Here is a 16,349-nt window from a genome sequence, read left to right as displayed (position 1 = left end):
GAGTTGACATTTGTGGTCTTTATTGCTGTTATAGCAACCTTAGCGGCGGTGAAGGCCCAATATTTTGCTTATGAACTCACTTCAATAGATGTCTATTCTGTGTTAAATGAGCTTTTATGTATCTTAAACAAATTAGAAAGGGGATTAAACTAATGAAAAAAGTTGAGCCGATCAGAGACAAGGAATTGATTGAGGAGATTAAACGCTTATTGTTGATGGATAATTACAGGAATTATCTACTTTTTGTGCTCGGAATTAATACTGGCCTTAGAATTGGAGACATGCTGCAACTAAAAGTTTCTGATGTAAGGAATAAGACACATATCCAGATCAAAGAACAGAAGACTCAAAAGTCAAAGAAGTTCTTTATTAATGGTGTTTTGCGAGATGCTTTAGATCAATACATTAAAAACATGGCTGATCATGAGTACCTCTTTCAGAGTAGGAACGGGACCAACAAACCGATAACTAGAAGTCAGGCATATAGAGTGCTAAGTTCTGTAGGTAAAGAAGTTGGTCTGGAATCCATTGGCTGCCATTCTACCCGTAAAACCTTCGGTTACCACCATTATCAGCAGTACAAAGATGTAGCAATGCTGCAGAAACTTTTTAACCATTCTGCTCCGAGTATTACTCTAGATTATATAGGGGTAAATCAGGATTTGATGGATGAATCAATGAAAGACTTCGAACTGTAAGTTAGAAAAGCGATAGTGCTCTAAGCTCTTATGTAGAAAGGGCTGAGGAGGGTTGAGAATAGCAGTTTGGAGCCTTGTGTTTATGCTGGGTATTCTTTATGTAGAACGGTTAGAAACAGCTTTAAATAGCCTTTGTGTGCTCCCAGTAGTATATTGGTTGTTAAGCTTTTTTTCTACTGCAGATATGTGCTATAATAGAGTTAGTAATACGCATCTGAGTATAATAAGTCCAGTAGGAGGATAATGACATGCCTAGAAAAATGGAGATAGAATATCCTGACACTTTGCCTGATTTACTTCAAGAAAGTCCTGAAGAATTTGAACGAGAAGCTAAATTGGCAATGGCGGTCAAACTATTTGAACTTAAACGAATATCTTCGGGTATGGCTGCAGAAATGGTTGGGATGGATCGAGCCGCATTTCTGTTAGAGTTGCACAGATATGGTGTAGAAATGATAAACATGGATCCAGAAGAATTAGCTTCTGATGTTGAGAATGCCTAAAACTCATTAATTCCTTCATTACTGGCAAATTTCTTGAAGGAGGTGATTATAGTGGGGAAGAAGGAAAAGAAATCTGATTGTCGTTTCATCTTAAAAAAGAAGAAAAAAATTAGTGAAATGAAACAAGTTAGTATTTATGTAACTCAGGATCAAGATGATAAAGCTAATGAACTAAGTGAGAGATCTGGTCAAAGTAAATCATACATTTATAGAGAAGCATTTTATGAATATTATGATCGTGTTGAAGTAAGAGATTAATTTTTTAAGATACATCATCTTATGGTATAAGTTTGGGTAGCATATCGATTACAATATTATCGATTCCTATAAAGATAATAAGATGAATCAGCATGATGATAAGATTTATAAATTATATTTGAGACAAAATATTAAAATTAGGAGCTGATAACCGTGACAAAGCAATTTGAAGTCGGCGCAAGTTACCAGGCAAAGAATTATAGAGACAGTGGCTATAACTTTCCTAAAGGAGAGTATCACCTTAAAATTATCCAGGAAGGATTTCCTGAAAAGCCAGTTAATGATGAAGAAGAACTAGTCATTGCTGAAGAACAGTGGCTGGAAGGCTTAGAGGGAACTGATCAATACAAGACTGATCTGGAAGGTAATTGGTACTATTTTGAGTTTCCTTTAAATGATGAGGGTGTAGAATGCATGTGGATACCTGAATCAGTGGTATTTGATGTATTTGAATAAAAGTTAAGTATAGCAAGAAATGGACCTTTTCTTTCTCTGGGCGGCTGGACCACTTTTATATAAGTTTTAGACATAGATCTCCCTGTGATTATGACCTGGCATTTAAAGTCCTGCGGCGCGCATCCAGGTGTTATCTAATAGGGAGTAAGAGTAAAATATTTAGTTGTCAATGTTCAAGCAGGAGAGACCCTATGCTGCAACAGTAGCCGGCATATATTCCTGATCATTGTAGAAAAGTTCATGCTTGGCCTGATAGTATATATCTTTGGTTATAATGTCACTATTAAGTTTCTCTGCTATTTCTAGAATCTTATCCAGTAACTGGCCTGCTCTTTGTTCTATCATTGAGTAGAGATTAGAATCTTCCATAACTCTTCTTTTTATGTTGGAGCTTTTTGAATACTCTCCCTTACCTTCGATTAACCCACTTTCCCAGTCTACCCCAACAGAATTACTAAACACATATTGGTCCACCTGTCGTTGTAATTCAGGAGTAATTACCTCCAGTGGCTGTTTTAGTAAGTTATTACTTCTCAAAAGTATTTTTCTATTTTTAGTTCTAGAATCTTTTCTAGTTTCACTAATTTCTTCGCAGAGATAATTTGACAACTTAGTCGCTTTTGCCTTTAAATTATCTTTTTTACTGATGTGTAGGCCAGGTCTACTAATCGAATTAAGAGAGCTAATATGAGCTATTCCGTGACCCCACTTATCCTGAAGTTTAGATTGCTCCAGGTACTTTAGATTAGACAGCATGTGAAAGTGTGGTCTACCATTTTCCTGGAATTCTAACACTGCTATGTATTTGAAGTCACCTTCATAGGCTTCTGATAAATTCTTCAGATTCTCAATGAATTTACTGAAAGCAGAGTAGGCATTTTCAATATTATACGGAGACTTACCAGACAGAAGAGAGTTGATTCTTGAAGCAAGTTCTCTTTTAATAGCTTGATTACGAGCACTGACACTTTTGAATGTTTTTTCATCCTTTACAAAAGATTCTTCTATTTTGGAAATCATAGATGAAGCCTGCTTGATTAAGATGTTTATAATTTTTTTACGTAGATAATTTTCTTCCTCACTGTTATTTAAGTATCTTCTATCTTTCTCCTTTTTATACTTCAGGTTGGTCTTACCTTTAAGAAGCTGCAATTCACTTTCACTCAACTGATCAGCAAGGTAGAGTTCATTTTTATCTTTATCGCTTCTTTTTGAAGAAAAGAGGTTGTAGAAGTCTACATCTCCCATAGTTACTGTGGTAAAAGTATTCATGTCTTCAATATTAGCAATGGTCAATTTCCAGGTCTTCTTTTTCAGTTGATTGATATTAGAAGCTATTCTTTCTTCTGGAGTTGGAGTATAGGTACTTTTACTTCTTGATGGTTTGTTATCATTTGTCTTAGACTTCCATTTATTTTCCTTTTCTCCGCCCCTGTATATTTCATCTTCATAACTTATTTCATCGAGAATATTACCGTATAGATCTAGCTTTCTCGAGTACCATACTCCTTTAATATCCCTTTCGATAGAGTTTAATGTTGCTACATTTCTGCCTTCCGCCTTATCCTCATTCTTTTTCATGGTAGTTCTGAGATTTTGAGCTGTCACTGTCATTGTTATTACCTCCGTTATTGTTTTCCTGTTTCTTTCTGCTCTGGAATATATCTTCTTTAAGCAAACTAAGTATTTGAATGTTACTGAGTTTAGATTTCTTTAACTTTAAGATTTCGTCTACTTTCACTGTTTTAGAAGCCTCCTTAATCCGATCACAGGATTTCGTAAGTACTTAAGTAGTTATTTAAAAGAACTTAACAGCAGGTCTTTTTTTATGGCTGAAGGCAGAGAACCTTGCTTGGGATCCTCTACCTTCATCCCCCCATTTTAAAAAGTGCTTCTATATATATAATACCGATTAAAAGGCCGTTTTTGACAGTGAAATTCAAATTTTGATAATAAAATTACTCAAGCTCACTAAAAGAGCATATGTTCATTTAGAATGAAAGTTAAAATATTAGTAAATAAAAAAAGACCCAGGCCCGTTAAGACCTGGATCTGTTGGAGGATTTTCAGATTATTACTTCACTATTCTGAGTGTGATAATTTCGGGGGAGAGGAGACTCTTCTTTCTCCCCCTACTATTATAATTAAACGATTACCTGTTCTTCCAAATCTAGATTTTCTTCAGATCCGTAAAACCAGGCAAGGAACTCTGCCCTTGAGACTGTCCATTTACCTCCCATCTTTCTTGCAGGAATTTCTCCTGCTTCCAGCATCATATAAATTTTAGAATCAGATAGGGGTAAAAGCTCTTTTAAGTCGCTCACACCTAAAGAAAAAGGTATCTGCTCAAAGTCAAAGTTGATCTGTTCTTTTACTGCATTCTTAAAATAAATTATCAGATCTGTTTTAGTATCTTTCATCTTAAATCCTCCTAAAATATTAGTGTGTGCAAATATTGAACAACAATCAATTGCTGCTTATTTGCTTTATTACAATAATATTATAGCATGAAGCCTTCTTTTTGTAAAGTATAATCCTAAAATAATTAAAAAAGTGTTTGTAATAATCCCGAAAATGTGTTACAATCTATTTAGAGGTGAGAGAAAGTGAAAAAAGATAAAGTGAAATTAATGAATTTAGTAAGTAGAGCAATTGGTGATAAATCAGTCACGAAGTTTGCTAAAGAAGCAGACATACACAGATCTTATTTATCTAAACTCAAAAACGGGTCGCTTGAGTTTGATCCTAAGCCAGATATTTTAGAAAAAATAGCCGAGAATAATGATAAAGTTCGTTATATTGAATTAATGGTAGCCGCAGGTTATCTGGATGAGAAGTATCTTTTAGTTATGGATAAGGATGACGAGGGGCAATATGAGGAAAAAAAAGACACTCAAGGAGCAAAAGGGTTACTTTCAACTTATCTTGAGCAGGTAGAAAAGAAGAACCCTAGAGAAATGGTTACAAGTTACAATTATAATAATGAAGCTTTTTGGGATGAGAAGCAAGAATGTGTTAAAGAAGACTATTTCACTTTTCCAGAAGGGTATGTTACAGATTCCTCTTATGCTTTAAAGATGACAGATAATAAATTTAAGGATTGGGGAATTGTCAGAGGTGATTACATTCTAATTAGACCCATGAATGATGAGCCTGAGAATGGCTCTACAATATTAGTGATTATCAGAAAAGGTGGTGATTGCAACAGAACAATAAAAAGATACTACATTATTAATAAAGATAAGGTGAGGCTAGAACCAGATTTTGAGAACTATGGTGAAATTGATAAGACAGAAATTGAAGTTAAAGGATTAGTAGTTTTTGTAGGAAGACAATATATAAAATAATAGGAGGAATTAATATGGGAAGCTTTAAAAAGTTAAAGTCAGGAAACTGGCAAGCACAAGTTTATATTGGGAAGGACCCAGAGACAGGAAAGACAATGAGAGAGTATAAGACATTTACCCGTAAGAGAGATGCAAAAAAATGGGCTAGAAAAATGGAATTGCAGGCTGATCAGGGAGTTGTAGTACAGACGGACATGACAGTAAAGGATTTGTTACTGAAGTGGTTTGAGGAGTACGCGGTTGTTCAGACAGAAAAGACTACTCATGATAGATATGAGATCATACTTAAAACTCACCTGATTCCTGCCCTCGGACATATTAAGTTAAAAGAACTGAGTCCGGCTCACATTCGAGTATATTTGCAGAAGAAGCGGAAAGACGGGAGAAAAGACGGTAAAGAAGGCGGGTTATCAGAAGCAACTCTATTAAAGCACTATAAGAAGCTGAAGCAGGCTTTGAGCTTTGCAGTCAGAAACAGATATATTGCAGCTAACCCGGCTGATCCTGTTGAAGCACCAAAAATTGATCGGAGAAGGAATAATACCATTGTTGCTTTAACAAAAGAAGAAATAAGTAAACTGTTAGATGTTGCTAAAGAGGATGATCCGCTATTACATGATTTTATCTATCTTGCAGTCCATACAGGGATGAGAAAAAGTGAGCTTTTAGGCCTGGAATGGGATAATGTTGACTTTGAGAATAAGAAGATTCGGGTGAGACAGGCTCTGGTAGGTGAAAAGGGTAATGGCTCTGTTCTAAGAGAAAGTACTAAAACGGCAAATAGTAACAGGAATATCGATATTACTGACGAAATAGTAGAAGTACTGAAGAAAAGAAAAGAGAAACAAAAGGAGTTCAAAGAATTCCTGGGAGATAATTATCACGATGAGTATAATCTGGTGTTCTGTAAAGAAGATGGTGAAAAATATTATCCAGACAGATATAATGTTAGATATGCTGAATTAAGAGATAAAGCTGGATTAGATAAAGAAAAAACACTCCATACACTTCGCCATACACATGCTTCGATTCTGCTGCAGCTAAATGAACATCCTAAGATTGTTCAGGAGAGATTGGGTCATGCCTCAATCACTCAGACAATGGATACTTATTCTCATTTAATTCCGACTTTACAGGCTGAAGCTGCTGAAAAAGCTTCTAAATTTCTGGATGCTTGATTGAGGTGGATAGAAAGTACTGCGGTGAAATCACGGTGGGAAGCTTAATGAGAATAGATACTGAAAAAGAAAAACTGCTATAATCGCTGTTATAGCAGGAATGATATATGGTGCCCCCGGTAGGAGTCGAACCTACGCTCAAGGCTTCGGAGGCCTTTGCTCTATCCACTGAGCTACGGGGGCATTACCTAAATTATTTTAACAGAATGAGACTTTAATGTCAATAAGCTGAGCTGTTTAAAAATTTTAATTTAAAATAAAAGAATAATATTAATAATTTAACAGCAGCTTATTTTTTTTATGATATAATTATCTCTGGAAGATAAAAAATCCAGAAGGAGATTAAATTATGATAATAATTGTGATAAATAATGGCTGAACATCATCATGACCATTCAGATGTCTCAAATATTAAAACGGCTTTTTTCTTAAATCTATCCTTTACCATTATTGAGATTATTGGTGGCTTTTTAACTAACAGTATGGCTATTTTATCTGATGCCCTGCATGATTTAGGAGATTCACTTTCTTTAGCAATGTCCTGGTATTTAGAAAATTATTCTCAAAAAGGAGCAGATAAAGAATTCAGTTATGGCTATGCTCGTTTTTCGCTCTTAGGAGCCTTAATCAATAGTATAGTTTTAATCTTAGGATCTATCTTTATCTTAACAAAGGTTATTCCCAGAATCTTTGCTCCTCAGGCTTTACGTCCAGAAGGGATGTTGTACCTGGCCATTTTAGGGATAATAGTTAATGGGATTGCTGTTTTTAAATTAAGAGGTGGGGGCTCTTTAAATAAAGATGTTGTCAGCTGGCATCTTTTAGAAGATGTTTTAGGCTGGGTTGCAGTACTAATAGTAAGTATTGTTTTAATTTACAAAGATCTTCCAATCTTAGATCCACTGCTTTCATTAGCAATTAACATCTACATTTTATATAATGTAATTTCTAAGTTGAAAAAAATCTTAAATGTTTTTTTACAGAGAGTTCCACCTGGAATTGAGATCGGAGCACTGCAGCAGAAAATAGCAGCAGAGACCCAGGCGCTTGCAGCTCATCATACCCATATCTGGACCTTAGATGGAGAAAAGAATTTTCTCAGTACCCATGTAATTATTCCAGATCAATTTTCAAAAGAAGAAATAATGGAGCTTAAATCGAAAATTAAAGAATTACTGGCCGCAGAAAAAATAGATCATGTAACAGTAGAAATAGAATATCAAAATGAGGAATGTGAAAATGAAAATTGTAAGGCCTAGATAGGTCAAAATTTTAGTAGGAGGTTAATACAGTGCAGAAGAAAAAGACTCTCAGAGAAAAACTCAATTCAAAGCTGCTGGAAAAATCAGATATTCCGGTAATTGTTTTTTTAACAGTTGTTTTTAGTCTATTTTTTGTCTGGAGAATGCGGAAATACAGCCCGGATCTTTCTTTAAATCTTTTTTCGGAATTAGTCGGGGTAGCCTTTACTCTCTTTATCATCGATACCCTCCTGGTTAGATCAAAAAATAAATTATGGGAGATTGTTCATGTCGATATTGACTATTTAATTAGCCGCAATATTAATCGTCTGCGGGATGGAATTGCTACCAGAGCCTTTAGCTTTGAAGCAGATGTTGATTTTAGCAGCCAGGATCATGATCAGAATGCGAAAATTTTAAGTACAAAAAGAGCAGAGTTTTTAAATGAGCTGGAAAATTTATCAGAAGAAGAAGTGTTAAGCCGTTTAAATATAGAAGTATTTTTTACTGAAGATAATTATGATTATTTTGATGAAAAAGCTGAAGATATCTGGGAAGTCATAAACATGAAATATTCTGAATATTTGGCTCCAGAGCTTGTTTCTCAGTTAATTGATCTCCATACCTCCCTTAAAGATCTCGGAAGTTCCATCAGGCAGTATGAAAAGAGTGAATTTTTAAAAACACACCGAGAATATTATCAAAATGCTGGTAAACAATCAGCAGCAGCTCATTTAATTGATCTAATTGAAATACTAAATGATTTAAAAGAAGCAGGTTATTCTGAGCTGGCCAGGGATTAAATTTCTTGACACAAATCTTTTAATATGGTAAAGTGATTAAAAATAGAATATTGTCTTATCAAGAGTGGTGGAGGGATCTGGCCCTGCGAAACCCGGCAACCAGCAGTTATATACTGCCCGGTGCTAAATCCAGCAGGTTGAGCCTGAAAGATAAGTAGTTGTGTACTCCACTTCTACTCAGGAAGTGGATTTTTGTTTTTATGATATTTTTCAACAACAAGTAGTGAGTAAAGAAAGCAATTATTAGCAGGAGCTATAACTAAATAATTTAAATAGCAGTAGAGCAGCTCGAGGAGGATAAAAATGAAGATTAAAAATATTTTTGAGGAAAAAGAAGTAGTATTTTCGCTGGAAGTTTTCCCGCCCAGACCTGATGTACCAATCGAAAATATTTACCAAACCCTAGAAGAATTAAAGGATATTGACCCGGATTATATCAGTGTCACCTATGGAGCTGGTGGAGGGCTTAGAAAAAATAGAACCTGTGAGCTTTCTTCAATCATCAAAGAAAAATATGATGTAGAAGCTCTAGCCCATTTAACCTGTATCAATTCTGATCAGGAGACATTAAATAAAATTCTGGCCCGTCTGGAGAGTAAAAACATAGAAAACATTCTGGCTTTAAGAGGAGATAAACAGGTAGATGGTGAGGCTATTGGTGATTATAATTATGCCTATCAGCTGGTTGAACATATAAATAAAAATAATGATTTTGGAGTAGCTGCTGCCTGTTATCCGGAAGGACATTTAGAAACAGATAGTTTAGAACAGGATCTTGAATATTTAAAACAAAAGGTAGATTTTGGAGTTGATTATTTAATTTCACAGATGTTCTTTGATAACTCACTTTTTTATAAATTTCGCAATAAAGCAGAAAAAAAAGGTATTAATGTCCCAATTGAAGCAGGAATTATGCCGGTTATTAATAAAAAACAGGTAGGAAGAATTATTGAATTATCTGATGCATATTTTCCAAAGAAATTTCAAAAAATATTAGATAAATACGAGGATAATCCTGAAGCGCTTCGAGATGCCGGGATTGCCTATGCAGTCGAGCAGATAGTTGATTTAATTTCTAGTGAGGTAGATGGAATCCACCTTTATACAATGAACAACCCCTATGTTGCCCGTAGAATTAAAGAGGCAGTTGGATCTTTGATTACTCATATAAATGGAAAAAAGGCTGATTAAAATGGAATTAGAAATTGAAAGAACCGAAGTTTTAAGGTATTTACAGACTTCAAAAGATTTAAAAGATGATAATATTAATCGTTTAATTAAAGAAGCGACAGCTGAAATTAAGGATTTGATTAATTTTCGTTATCTTTACCGTAAGTTCCCGATTAAACTAAATGAGGATGGAGTAAAGGTCAGGGGTACAACTCTGACTTTGAAAGGGAAAAGTATTAAAAAACATCTGAGTAATTCCAAAGAAATATATATAATGGCTGCTACCCTGGGAGCACAAGTCGATAAAAAAATTTCCTATTATGAAAAAGTTTCAGTTACAAAATCGATGATCTTTGATGCCTGTGCCACCACGGCCATTGAAGCGGGCTGTGATCAGGTTGAAAAAGAGATCAAAGAAAAAGTACTGGCAGCAGGAAATGAAGCTATAACTTTTCGCTACAGTCCGGGTTATGGAGACCTTGGAATTGATATTCAAAAAGAAATTTTAAGAATTTTAAATGCACCAAAAAAAATTGGTTTAACTGCTTCCAAATATAATATGTTACATCCGACTAAATCAGTAACAGCAATAATCGGAGTTATTGCAGAAAAGGGAGAAGAAGAGCAGCAGAGTCAAGAAAATTTAAATTCAGTTAGAAAAGATGATAATTTAGAAGAGAGAGATCTTGAATTTGAGTCAAGACACTGTCAAAACTGTCTTCTATACGAAGACTGTGAGCTGAGAAGAAAGGGGATTTACTGTGGAGCTAAAGGATAGACTGGGAAAAGAAGTTATTTTATTTGATGGAGCCATGGGAACAGTACTGCAGCAGCGGGGTTTAAAAGCTGGAGATGTGCCAGAAAAATTAAATATAGAAAAAAGTAAGGAAATTGTTGAGATCCATAAAAGCTATTTGAAGGCTGGAGCTGAAATTTTAACTACCAATACCTTTGGGGCCAATGCCTTAAAAATGGAAGAAATAGATTATTCTGTGGAAGAAGTTATTTCAGCTGCAGTAGAAAATGCCCGCAGAGCTGTTGTAGAATCAGGAATCGAGGCAGCTGTAGCCTTAGATATGGGTCCTTTAGGAGAACTATTAGAACCAATGGGCAGTCTGACCTTTGATGAGGCTTACAATCTTTATCAGCAGCAGGTACTGGTCGGAGTTGAAGCCGGAGCTGATCTAATACATATAGAAACAATAGCTGATCTTTATGAAGCCCGGGCGGCTGTCCTGGCAGCTAAAGAAAATTCAAATCTGCCCGTATTTTGTACCCTGACTTTTGAAGAAGACGGTAGAACTTTTACCGGTGGCAGTATCCGCTCCATGATTTCTGTACTGGAAGGACTGGGAGTAGATGGAATTGGACTCAACTGCTCTCTGGGACCGGAAAAATTGGAACCTCTGGTTGAAGAGGTGCTTCAATATTCTAAACTTCCGGTTATTATGCAGGCAAATGCTGGTTTGCCAGTAATGGAGAATGGAGAAACAGTATTTAAGATCTCTCCAGCGGAATATTTTAAACCGTTAGCCCGACTTTACGAAAAAGGACTGGCGGTTATTGGAGGTTGCTGTGGTACTAATGAAGAATTTATATCTTTAATAGCAGAGAATTTAAAAAACAAAAAAGTCAAAGAGCGAGAAGTTATAAAAGAAAGTCTTGTCTGTTCTCCCTCTCAGTCTGTCGATCTGGCTGGAGTTAATGTGGTTGGAGAAAGAATTAATCCAACCGGTAAAGCTGCCTTTAAAGATGCCTTAAGAAATGGTGATTTAGACTATATTCTTAAGGTTGCTGTAGAAGAAGTAGATGCAGGGGCAAATATTTTAGATGTTAACATTGGTTTACCTGATATCGATGAAAAGGAAATAATGGTTAGATTAATTAAAGAGCTGCAGGGTATCTTAGATGTTCCTTTACAGATTGATTCCAGTGACCCGGAGGTAATAGAAGCGGCCTTAAGATATTATAACGGGACAGCAATTGTCAATTCAGTTAACGGAGAGGCTGAAGTGCTGGAGAAAACTCTGCCGGCGGTCAAAAAATATGGAGCAGCTGTTATTGGTCTGACCATGGATGATAATGGGATACCGGATACTGCTGCAGGTCGTTTTGCAGTTGCTGAAAGAATTGTTAATAAAGCAGCTGAATTTGGAATTAGCAGAGATAAGATTATTATTGACTGTCTGACTTTAACAGCATCCGCCCAGCAGGAAGGTGTTAAGGAAACTCTCAAAGCTTTAAATATGGTCAAAGAAAAACTTGGTGTTAAAACAACTCTCGGAGTCTCTAATGTTTCGTTTGGCTTACCGGCTCGACCTGTTTTGAATAGGACTTTTTTATCAATGGCCCTTTACCAGGGCTTAAATTTGCCAATTATTGATCCAAATGATAATGAAATGATGGCGGATGTTAAAGCAGCTGCAGTTTTAAATAATATTGATCAGGGGGCCGCTGACTATATTGAGTATATGGCTGAAACAGAAAATAAAAGTGGCTCTGCTAACTCTGCTAAAGAAATAAAAAACGAGAGTGAAGAAAAAGATCTGCAGTCGGTAATTATTAAGGGACTAAAGAGTGAAGCTGCTCGATTAACTGAGGCAGTATTAAAAGAAAAGAAAGCTATAGAAGTAGTAAATGAGTATTTAATTCCTGCTCTTGATATCGTTGGAGAACGCTATGAAAAAGGAGAAATATTTTTACCACAGTTGGTTCAATCTGCAGAAACTGTAAAAGAAGCTTTTGCCGTTTTAAAAGCAGAGATGGCCCGGACAGGTGGTAGAGATATTTCTAAAGGAAAAATTATAATGGCAACAGTAAAAGGTGATGTCCATGATATTGGTAAAAACATTGTCAAAACTGTTTTAGAAAATTATGGATATCAGATAATCGATTTAGGTAAAAATGTTAATATTAAAGAAATAGTTAGTACAGTAAAGGTAAATAAAATAAAACTTTTAGGTTTAAGTGCTCTAATGACAACAACAGTAAAAAATATGGAAAAAACAATTAAAAAAGTACGTGAAATATGTCCAGAGACGAAAATTATGGTAGGTGGGGCAGTATTGACAGCAGATTATGCAGATATGATCGAAGCTGATTTTTATGCCAGAGATGCAAAAGAGGCAGCAGAAATTGCCAAACAGATTTTTGAATAATAAATTTAAAAAATGGAAACTCATCTAAAATGTAATTTTTAAATAAATCAAAAAGAAAAAGCAGGCTGTAGAATTATAAAAAATCTCAGCCTGCTGCTTATATTTATTTGATTTTTTCAATGGTTTCTTGTTCTGCAGCAAGGTCAACATACTGTAGAGCATGCTGTTTTAATTCAATTATTTTCTCTTTAGTAATGCTGCGTACCACCTTAGCCGGTATGCCCAAAACCAGACTTGCGGGCGGGATGACTGTGTTTTCCGGAACTACAGCACCTGCTCCTACAATTGATCCTTTTCCAATTTCAGCTCCACTTAAAATAGTAGCATTCATTCCAATGAGTGAATTATTTCCAATTTTGCAGGCATGGATCACTGCATTATGGCCAATTGTTACATAATCTCCAATCTCAACACCTAAATTGTTTTCAACATGAACAGTAGAGTTTTCCTGGATATTAGAATACTTTCCAATTTTAATTTTTTTAATATCTCCTCTAAGAACAGTATTATACCAAATACTGCTGTGTTCAGCTATTTCTACATCTCCAATTATGTGACTACCTGGAGCAATAAAAGTGTTTTCTGCAATTTTAGGACTTTTCTTTTTAAATTTATATAACATTTTAAAACCTCCATATTTTTTATTTATTACTATACAAGTTCTATTTAAAGATTAAAACTCCTTTTTTTAATAGTTATTTAACTTGCAAGCACTGATAAAATAATTTATAATTAAAGGTGTATGAAATTAGAGGTGAAAAATATGTCAAAAAAAAGAATGGCTATTTTTGGAGGGACTTTTGATCCTCCCCATCAAGGACATTTTATTTTAGCTGAGCAGATTAAAAATTATTTTGGGTTATCTAAGATCATATTTATGCCTGCTGGTAAGCCACCACATAAAAAAGATAGGGATATTTCACCAAATAAAGATAGATTAACAATGCTGAAATTTGCTGTAGATAATAATCAAGGATTTTCTTTATCAGACTGGGAAATGAAAAATGATGGATATTCTTATACTGCAAAAACTTTAGCAGAGTTTGTACCTCAAATTAATGCTGATCAGGTCTTTTTTATTATAGGTGCAGATTCTTTAGCAGAAATTTTTGGCTGGAAAGATTCGGAATACTTATTAACTAAAGCTAAATTTATAGTATTTAGTCGACCTGGTTATAATTTAAATGAGATTATAAATGACCAGAAGTATGAAGATTATTTAGAAAATATATTTACATATCAGAGTTTAAATATAGAAATTTCTTCTTCTTTTATTAGAGATGAAATTAAAAAAGGAAAATCTATTCGTTATTTAACATTAGATAAAATTAGAGAGTACATTGAAAAAAATAATCTTTACAGGTGATTAAATGTCATTAGTTAATAAAGATTTATTAGAAAAACTTGATTTAAAAAAAATTAAAAATATTTTAGGAAAAGAAAGGTATCAACATACCAGATATGTTTTAAAATCAGCAGTTAAATTAGCTGAAAAATTAAATCTTAATCAGGATAAGGTTAAAATCGCTGCCTTATTGCATGATATTGCAAAATCTAAAACTGATAAAGAGTTAAAGCTGCTCTTAAAGGATTCTCAGTGGAATGTTGATGAATTAGAAGCTGCTATAACTCCAATACTTCATGCTCCAGCTGGGGCTGTAATTGCCAAAAATGAGTTTGGGATAGAAGATCAAGAAATATTAGAAGCAATACGTTTTCATACTCTGGGCCACCCTAAAATGGGAAAAATAGCTCAGGTCATTTATGCTGCCGACTTTATTTCAGAAGATAGGCAGTTTCCTATTTTAAACACGATTAGAAAAGAAATTGAAAGAGATTTTGAATTAGGATTATATTTAATAACCAATAATATTATTAAATATCAGCTTGAACAGGATAATTTTATTCATCCTTATTCAAATGATTTACGAAATAAACTATTAAAGAGAAGTGATTAATAAATGTTAGAAAAACTAACTGACTGGAAATATATTGCTTTAATTATATTTTTGGTCATTATTGGTGTTATCATGGCATTTTTATGGAATGATGAACTAACAAAAATTTCTTCAGAAGGACCATTTGCAGAAAATAAAGTAAATATACTTGCAGTTGGGTATGATTCAAATATCAATGGCGCCTCCAGAGCAGATACAATTATTTTGATAAGTTTAGATGTCGACAGCAAAGAGGCGGGGTTGATTTTTCTGCCAAGAGATACTTATATTAACTCAAGCAAAAGAAATTTTACTAAATTAAATTCAGCTCATGTATATGGTGGAATAGAATTAACACAAAAAACAATAGAAGAAATGCTGAAAATTGATATAGATTATTATTTAGAAACAGATTTTAAAGGTTTTGAAAAAATAATTGATCGATTAGGTGGAGTGAATGTTAATGTCTCTCGTCATTTAAACTATGTTGATAAAGCTGGTGGTCTGTATATTAATATCCCTGCAGGTCAGCAAAATTTAAATGGAAAAAAAGCTCTTCAGTATGTTAGATACCGTGATGAAAGAGGAGATATTGGAAGAATTGAGCGTCAACAAAAATTTGTAGATGCTGTTTTTGCTAAAGTTCTTTCACCTGCTATTTTGACTAAAATACCTGGTATCATTAAAGAGGTTAACGATACTATTAATACTAATATTCCAATCCAGGATATTACTCCATTTATTAATATGGCAAAAGAAATTGATTTAAGTCAAATAGAAACTAAGATGCTTCCAGGGGAACCAAAATATATTAATGGAATTAGTTATTGGGTTCCAGATTTAAAAGAAGCCAATATAATGGTAGAAAATTTGGTGAGAAATAAATCATATATTAAAAACAAAGATTATCAGTTAACTGTACTAAATGGGGTAGGAGATTCGGGAGCTGCTTCAAATACAGCCAAGTTATTAGAAAAGTATGGTTTTAAAATTGATGAAATTGGTAATGCAGATAATTATAATTACGAATATTCGATTATAGAATACTATAGTAAAGATGATGAAGAAACAGCTTCTCAAATTGCTGAGTTATTAAGTGGGGAGATTGAATATGTTGAAGATTCTGGAGAACATATAAATAAAAATATTAAAGTTATAGTTGGTTCAGGCTACAAAAAGTCTGTATAAGGAGGAATAAATAAATGTCAGATTTAAGTATTAAAGATATTGCATTAATGGCAGCTGACGCAGCTGATGATAAAAAAGCAGAAGATATAGAAATTTTAAATGTTCAGGGTTTAACGGTGATTGCAGATTATTTTGTGCTCTGCAGTGGTAATTCTGATCAGCAGGTTAGAGCTATAGCCAGAGCTGTTGATGAAAAATTATCCGAAAAAGAAATTGAACCTAAAAAGATGGCGGGTATGAATGATGCCAAATGGATTTTAATTGACTATGCTGATGTAATTGTTCATGTTTTCCAGAAAAGAGAAAGAGAATATTATGATCTGGAAAGATTATGGTCAGATGCTGAAAAAATTCTACGAACAGATGAAAAAGAAGAGTAATATAAGTAATAGAGCAGAATTTAGAAATAAAT

19 protein-coding genes, 1 tRNA gene and 1 riboswitch are annotated in these 16,349 nt (G+C 34.2%); of the genes, 15 read left to right on the top strand and 5 right to left on the bottom strand.

Going from position 1 to position 16,349, the window contains the following annotated elements:
- Positions 1-152: 152 nt before the first annotated feature.
- From C7954_RS03075 to C7954_RS03060, 4 genes are all read left to right on the top strand, one after another.
- Positions 153-698, top strand: a complete 546-nt coding sequence (locus tag C7954_RS03075; RefSeq protein ID WP_089716841.1) for a site-specific integrase — start codon at positions 153-155, stop codon at positions 696-698.
- Positions 699-946: 248 nt separating this feature from the next.
- Positions 947-1,201, top strand: a complete 255-nt coding sequence (locus C7954_RS03070) for a UPF0175 family protein (protein WP_076544530.1) — start codon at positions 947-949, stop codon at positions 1,199-1,201.
- A gap of 51 nt (positions 1,202-1,252) precedes the next feature.
- Entirely contained in the window at positions 1,253-1,459 is a 207-nt protein-coding gene (locus C7954_RS03065; protein WP_089716842.1) for a ribbon-helix-helix domain-containing protein, read from the top strand.
- A 153-nt stretch (positions 1,460-1,612) separates the two neighbouring features.
- A complete protein-coding gene (locus tag C7954_RS03060) occupies positions 1,613-1,915 on the top strand; it encodes a hypothetical protein (protein ID WP_089716843.1) in 303 nt (100 codons plus the stop codon).
- Between the two features lie 189 nt (positions 1,916-2,104).
- Here the strand turns inward: C7954_RS03060 and C7954_RS03055 are convergent, their stop codons facing one another.
- From C7954_RS03055 to C7954_RS03050, 3 genes are all read right to left on the bottom strand, one after another.
- Positions 2,105-3,496, bottom strand: a complete 1,392-nt coding sequence (locus tag C7954_RS03055) for a rolling circle replication-associated protein (protein ID WP_134058640.1) — start codon at positions 3,494-3,496, stop codon at positions 2,105-2,107.
- Positions 3,483-3,656, bottom strand: a complete 174-nt coding sequence (locus C7954_RS13590; protein WP_158531783.1) for a hypothetical protein — start codon at positions 3,654-3,656, stop codon at positions 3,483-3,485. Before C7954_RS13590 ends, C7954_RS03055 begins: the two co-directional genes overlap by 14 nt.
- A 403-nt stretch (positions 3,657-4,059) precedes the next feature.
- Positions 4,060-4,335 (bottom strand): helix-turn-helix domain-containing protein, encoded by a 276-nt coding sequence (locus tag C7954_RS03050; protein WP_076544534.1) that lies wholly within the window; start codon positions 4,333-4,335, stop codon positions 4,060-4,062.
- A gap of 186 nt (positions 4,336-4,521) precedes the next feature.
- Between C7954_RS03050 and C7954_RS03045 the strand changes: the two genes are divergently transcribed.
- Positions 4,522-5,262: a LexA family transcriptional regulator gene (locus C7954_RS03045; protein WP_076544535.1), complete on the top strand. Its 741-nt coding sequence runs from the start codon at positions 4,522-4,524 to the stop codon at positions 5,260-5,262.
- Positions 5,263-5,276: 14 nt separating this feature from the next.
- Positions 5,277-6,440 carry a site-specific integrase gene (locus tag C7954_RS03040; protein ID WP_089716845.1) on the top strand — a complete coding sequence of 388 codons (1,164 nt, stop codon included), beginning with the start codon at positions 5,277-5,279 and terminating at the stop codon, positions 6,438-6,440.
- A gap of 108 nt (positions 6,441-6,548) precedes the next feature.
- On the opposite strand, the gene C7954_RS03035 is transcribed toward C7954_RS03040, so the two are convergent.
- Positions 6,549-6,623, bottom strand: a tRNA-Arg gene (locus tag C7954_RS03035).
- A gap of 188 nt (positions 6,624-6,811) precedes the next feature.
- Between C7954_RS03035 and C7954_RS03030 the strand changes: the two genes are divergently transcribed.
- From C7954_RS03030 to C7954_RS03010, 5 genes are all read left to right on the top strand, one after another.
- Positions 6,812-7,699 (top strand): cation diffusion facilitator family transporter, encoded by an 888-nt coding sequence (locus C7954_RS03030; RefSeq protein WP_073158243.1) that lies wholly within the window; start codon positions 6,812-6,814, stop codon positions 7,697-7,699.
- 32 nt (positions 7,700-7,731) lie between these two features.
- Positions 7,732-8,484 (top strand): hypothetical protein, encoded by a 753-nt coding sequence (locus C7954_RS03025; RefSeq protein ID WP_089716846.1) that lies wholly within the window; start codon positions 7,732-7,734, stop codon positions 8,482-8,484.
- A gap of 52 nt (positions 8,485-8,536) precedes the next feature.
- Positions 8,537-8,641, top strand: a riboswitch (SAM riboswitch).
- Positions 8,642-8,787: 146 nt separating this feature from the next.
- Positions 8,788-9,675: a methylenetetrahydrofolate reductase [NAD(P)H] gene (gene metF, locus C7954_RS03020; protein ID WP_134058637.1), complete on the top strand. Its 888-nt coding sequence runs from the start codon at positions 8,788-8,790 to the stop codon at positions 9,673-9,675.
- A 1-nt stretch (position 9,676) separates the two neighbouring features.
- A complete protein-coding gene (locus C7954_RS03015) occupies positions 9,677-10,432 on the top strand; it encodes a Vitamin B12 dependent methionine synthase activation subunit (RefSeq protein WP_176760727.1) in 756 nt (251 codons plus the stop codon).
- The gene (locus tag C7954_RS03010) at positions 10,416-12,812 is read left to right on the top strand and encodes a homocysteine S-methyltransferase family protein (protein WP_134058634.1); all 2,397 of its coding nucleotides are present in this window, start codon (positions 10,416-10,418) and stop codon (positions 12,810-12,812) included. Before C7954_RS03015 ends, C7954_RS03010 begins: the two co-directional genes overlap by 17 nt.
- 103 nt (positions 12,813-12,915) lie before the next feature.
- On the opposite strand, the gene C7954_RS03005 is transcribed toward C7954_RS03010, so the two are convergent.
- Positions 12,916-13,434 (bottom strand): gamma carbonic anhydrase family protein, encoded by a 519-nt coding sequence (locus C7954_RS03005; protein WP_073158229.1) that lies wholly within the window; start codon positions 13,432-13,434, stop codon positions 12,916-12,918.
- Between the two features lie 141 nt (positions 13,435-13,575).
- On the opposite strand from C7954_RS03005, the gene nadD reads away from it, so the two are divergent.
- Genes nadD through rsfS form a run of 4 tightly spaced genes read left to right on the top strand, consistent with a single transcriptional unit; the run spans position 13,576 to position 16,317 of the window.
- On the top strand, positions 13,576-14,178 hold the full coding sequence (gene nadD, locus C7954_RS03000) for a nicotinate-nucleotide adenylyltransferase (protein ID WP_073158226.1): 603 nt from the start codon (positions 13,576-13,578) through the stop codon (positions 14,176-14,178).
- Positions 14,179-14,182: 4 nt separating this feature from the next.
- On the top strand, positions 14,183-14,770 hold the full coding sequence (gene yqeK / locus C7954_RS02995; RefSeq protein ID WP_089716849.1) for a bis(5'-nucleosyl)-tetraphosphatase (symmetrical) YqeK: 588 nt from the start codon (positions 14,183-14,185) through the stop codon (positions 14,768-14,770).
- A gap of 3 nt (positions 14,771-14,773) precedes the next feature.
- Positions 14,774-15,937: an LCP family protein gene (locus tag C7954_RS02990; RefSeq protein ID WP_089716850.1), complete on the top strand. Its 1,164-nt coding sequence runs from the start codon at positions 14,774-14,776 to the stop codon at positions 15,935-15,937.
- A 14-nt stretch (positions 15,938-15,951) separates the two neighbouring features.
- On the top strand, positions 15,952-16,317 hold the full coding sequence (rsfS, locus tag C7954_RS02985) for a ribosome silencing factor (RefSeq protein WP_073158218.1): 366 nt from the start codon (positions 15,952-15,954) through the stop codon (positions 16,315-16,317).
- Positions 16,318-16,349: the final 32 nt, after the last annotated feature.

This window comes from Halanaerobium congolense, assembly GCF_004366375.1.
GTDB lineage: Bacteria > Bacillota > Halanaerobiia > Halanaerobiales > Halanaerobiaceae > Halanaerobium > Halanaerobium congolense.
Note: the sequence above shows the minus strand (reverse complement) of the source record. Positions and strands in the feature narration are given on the sequence as shown.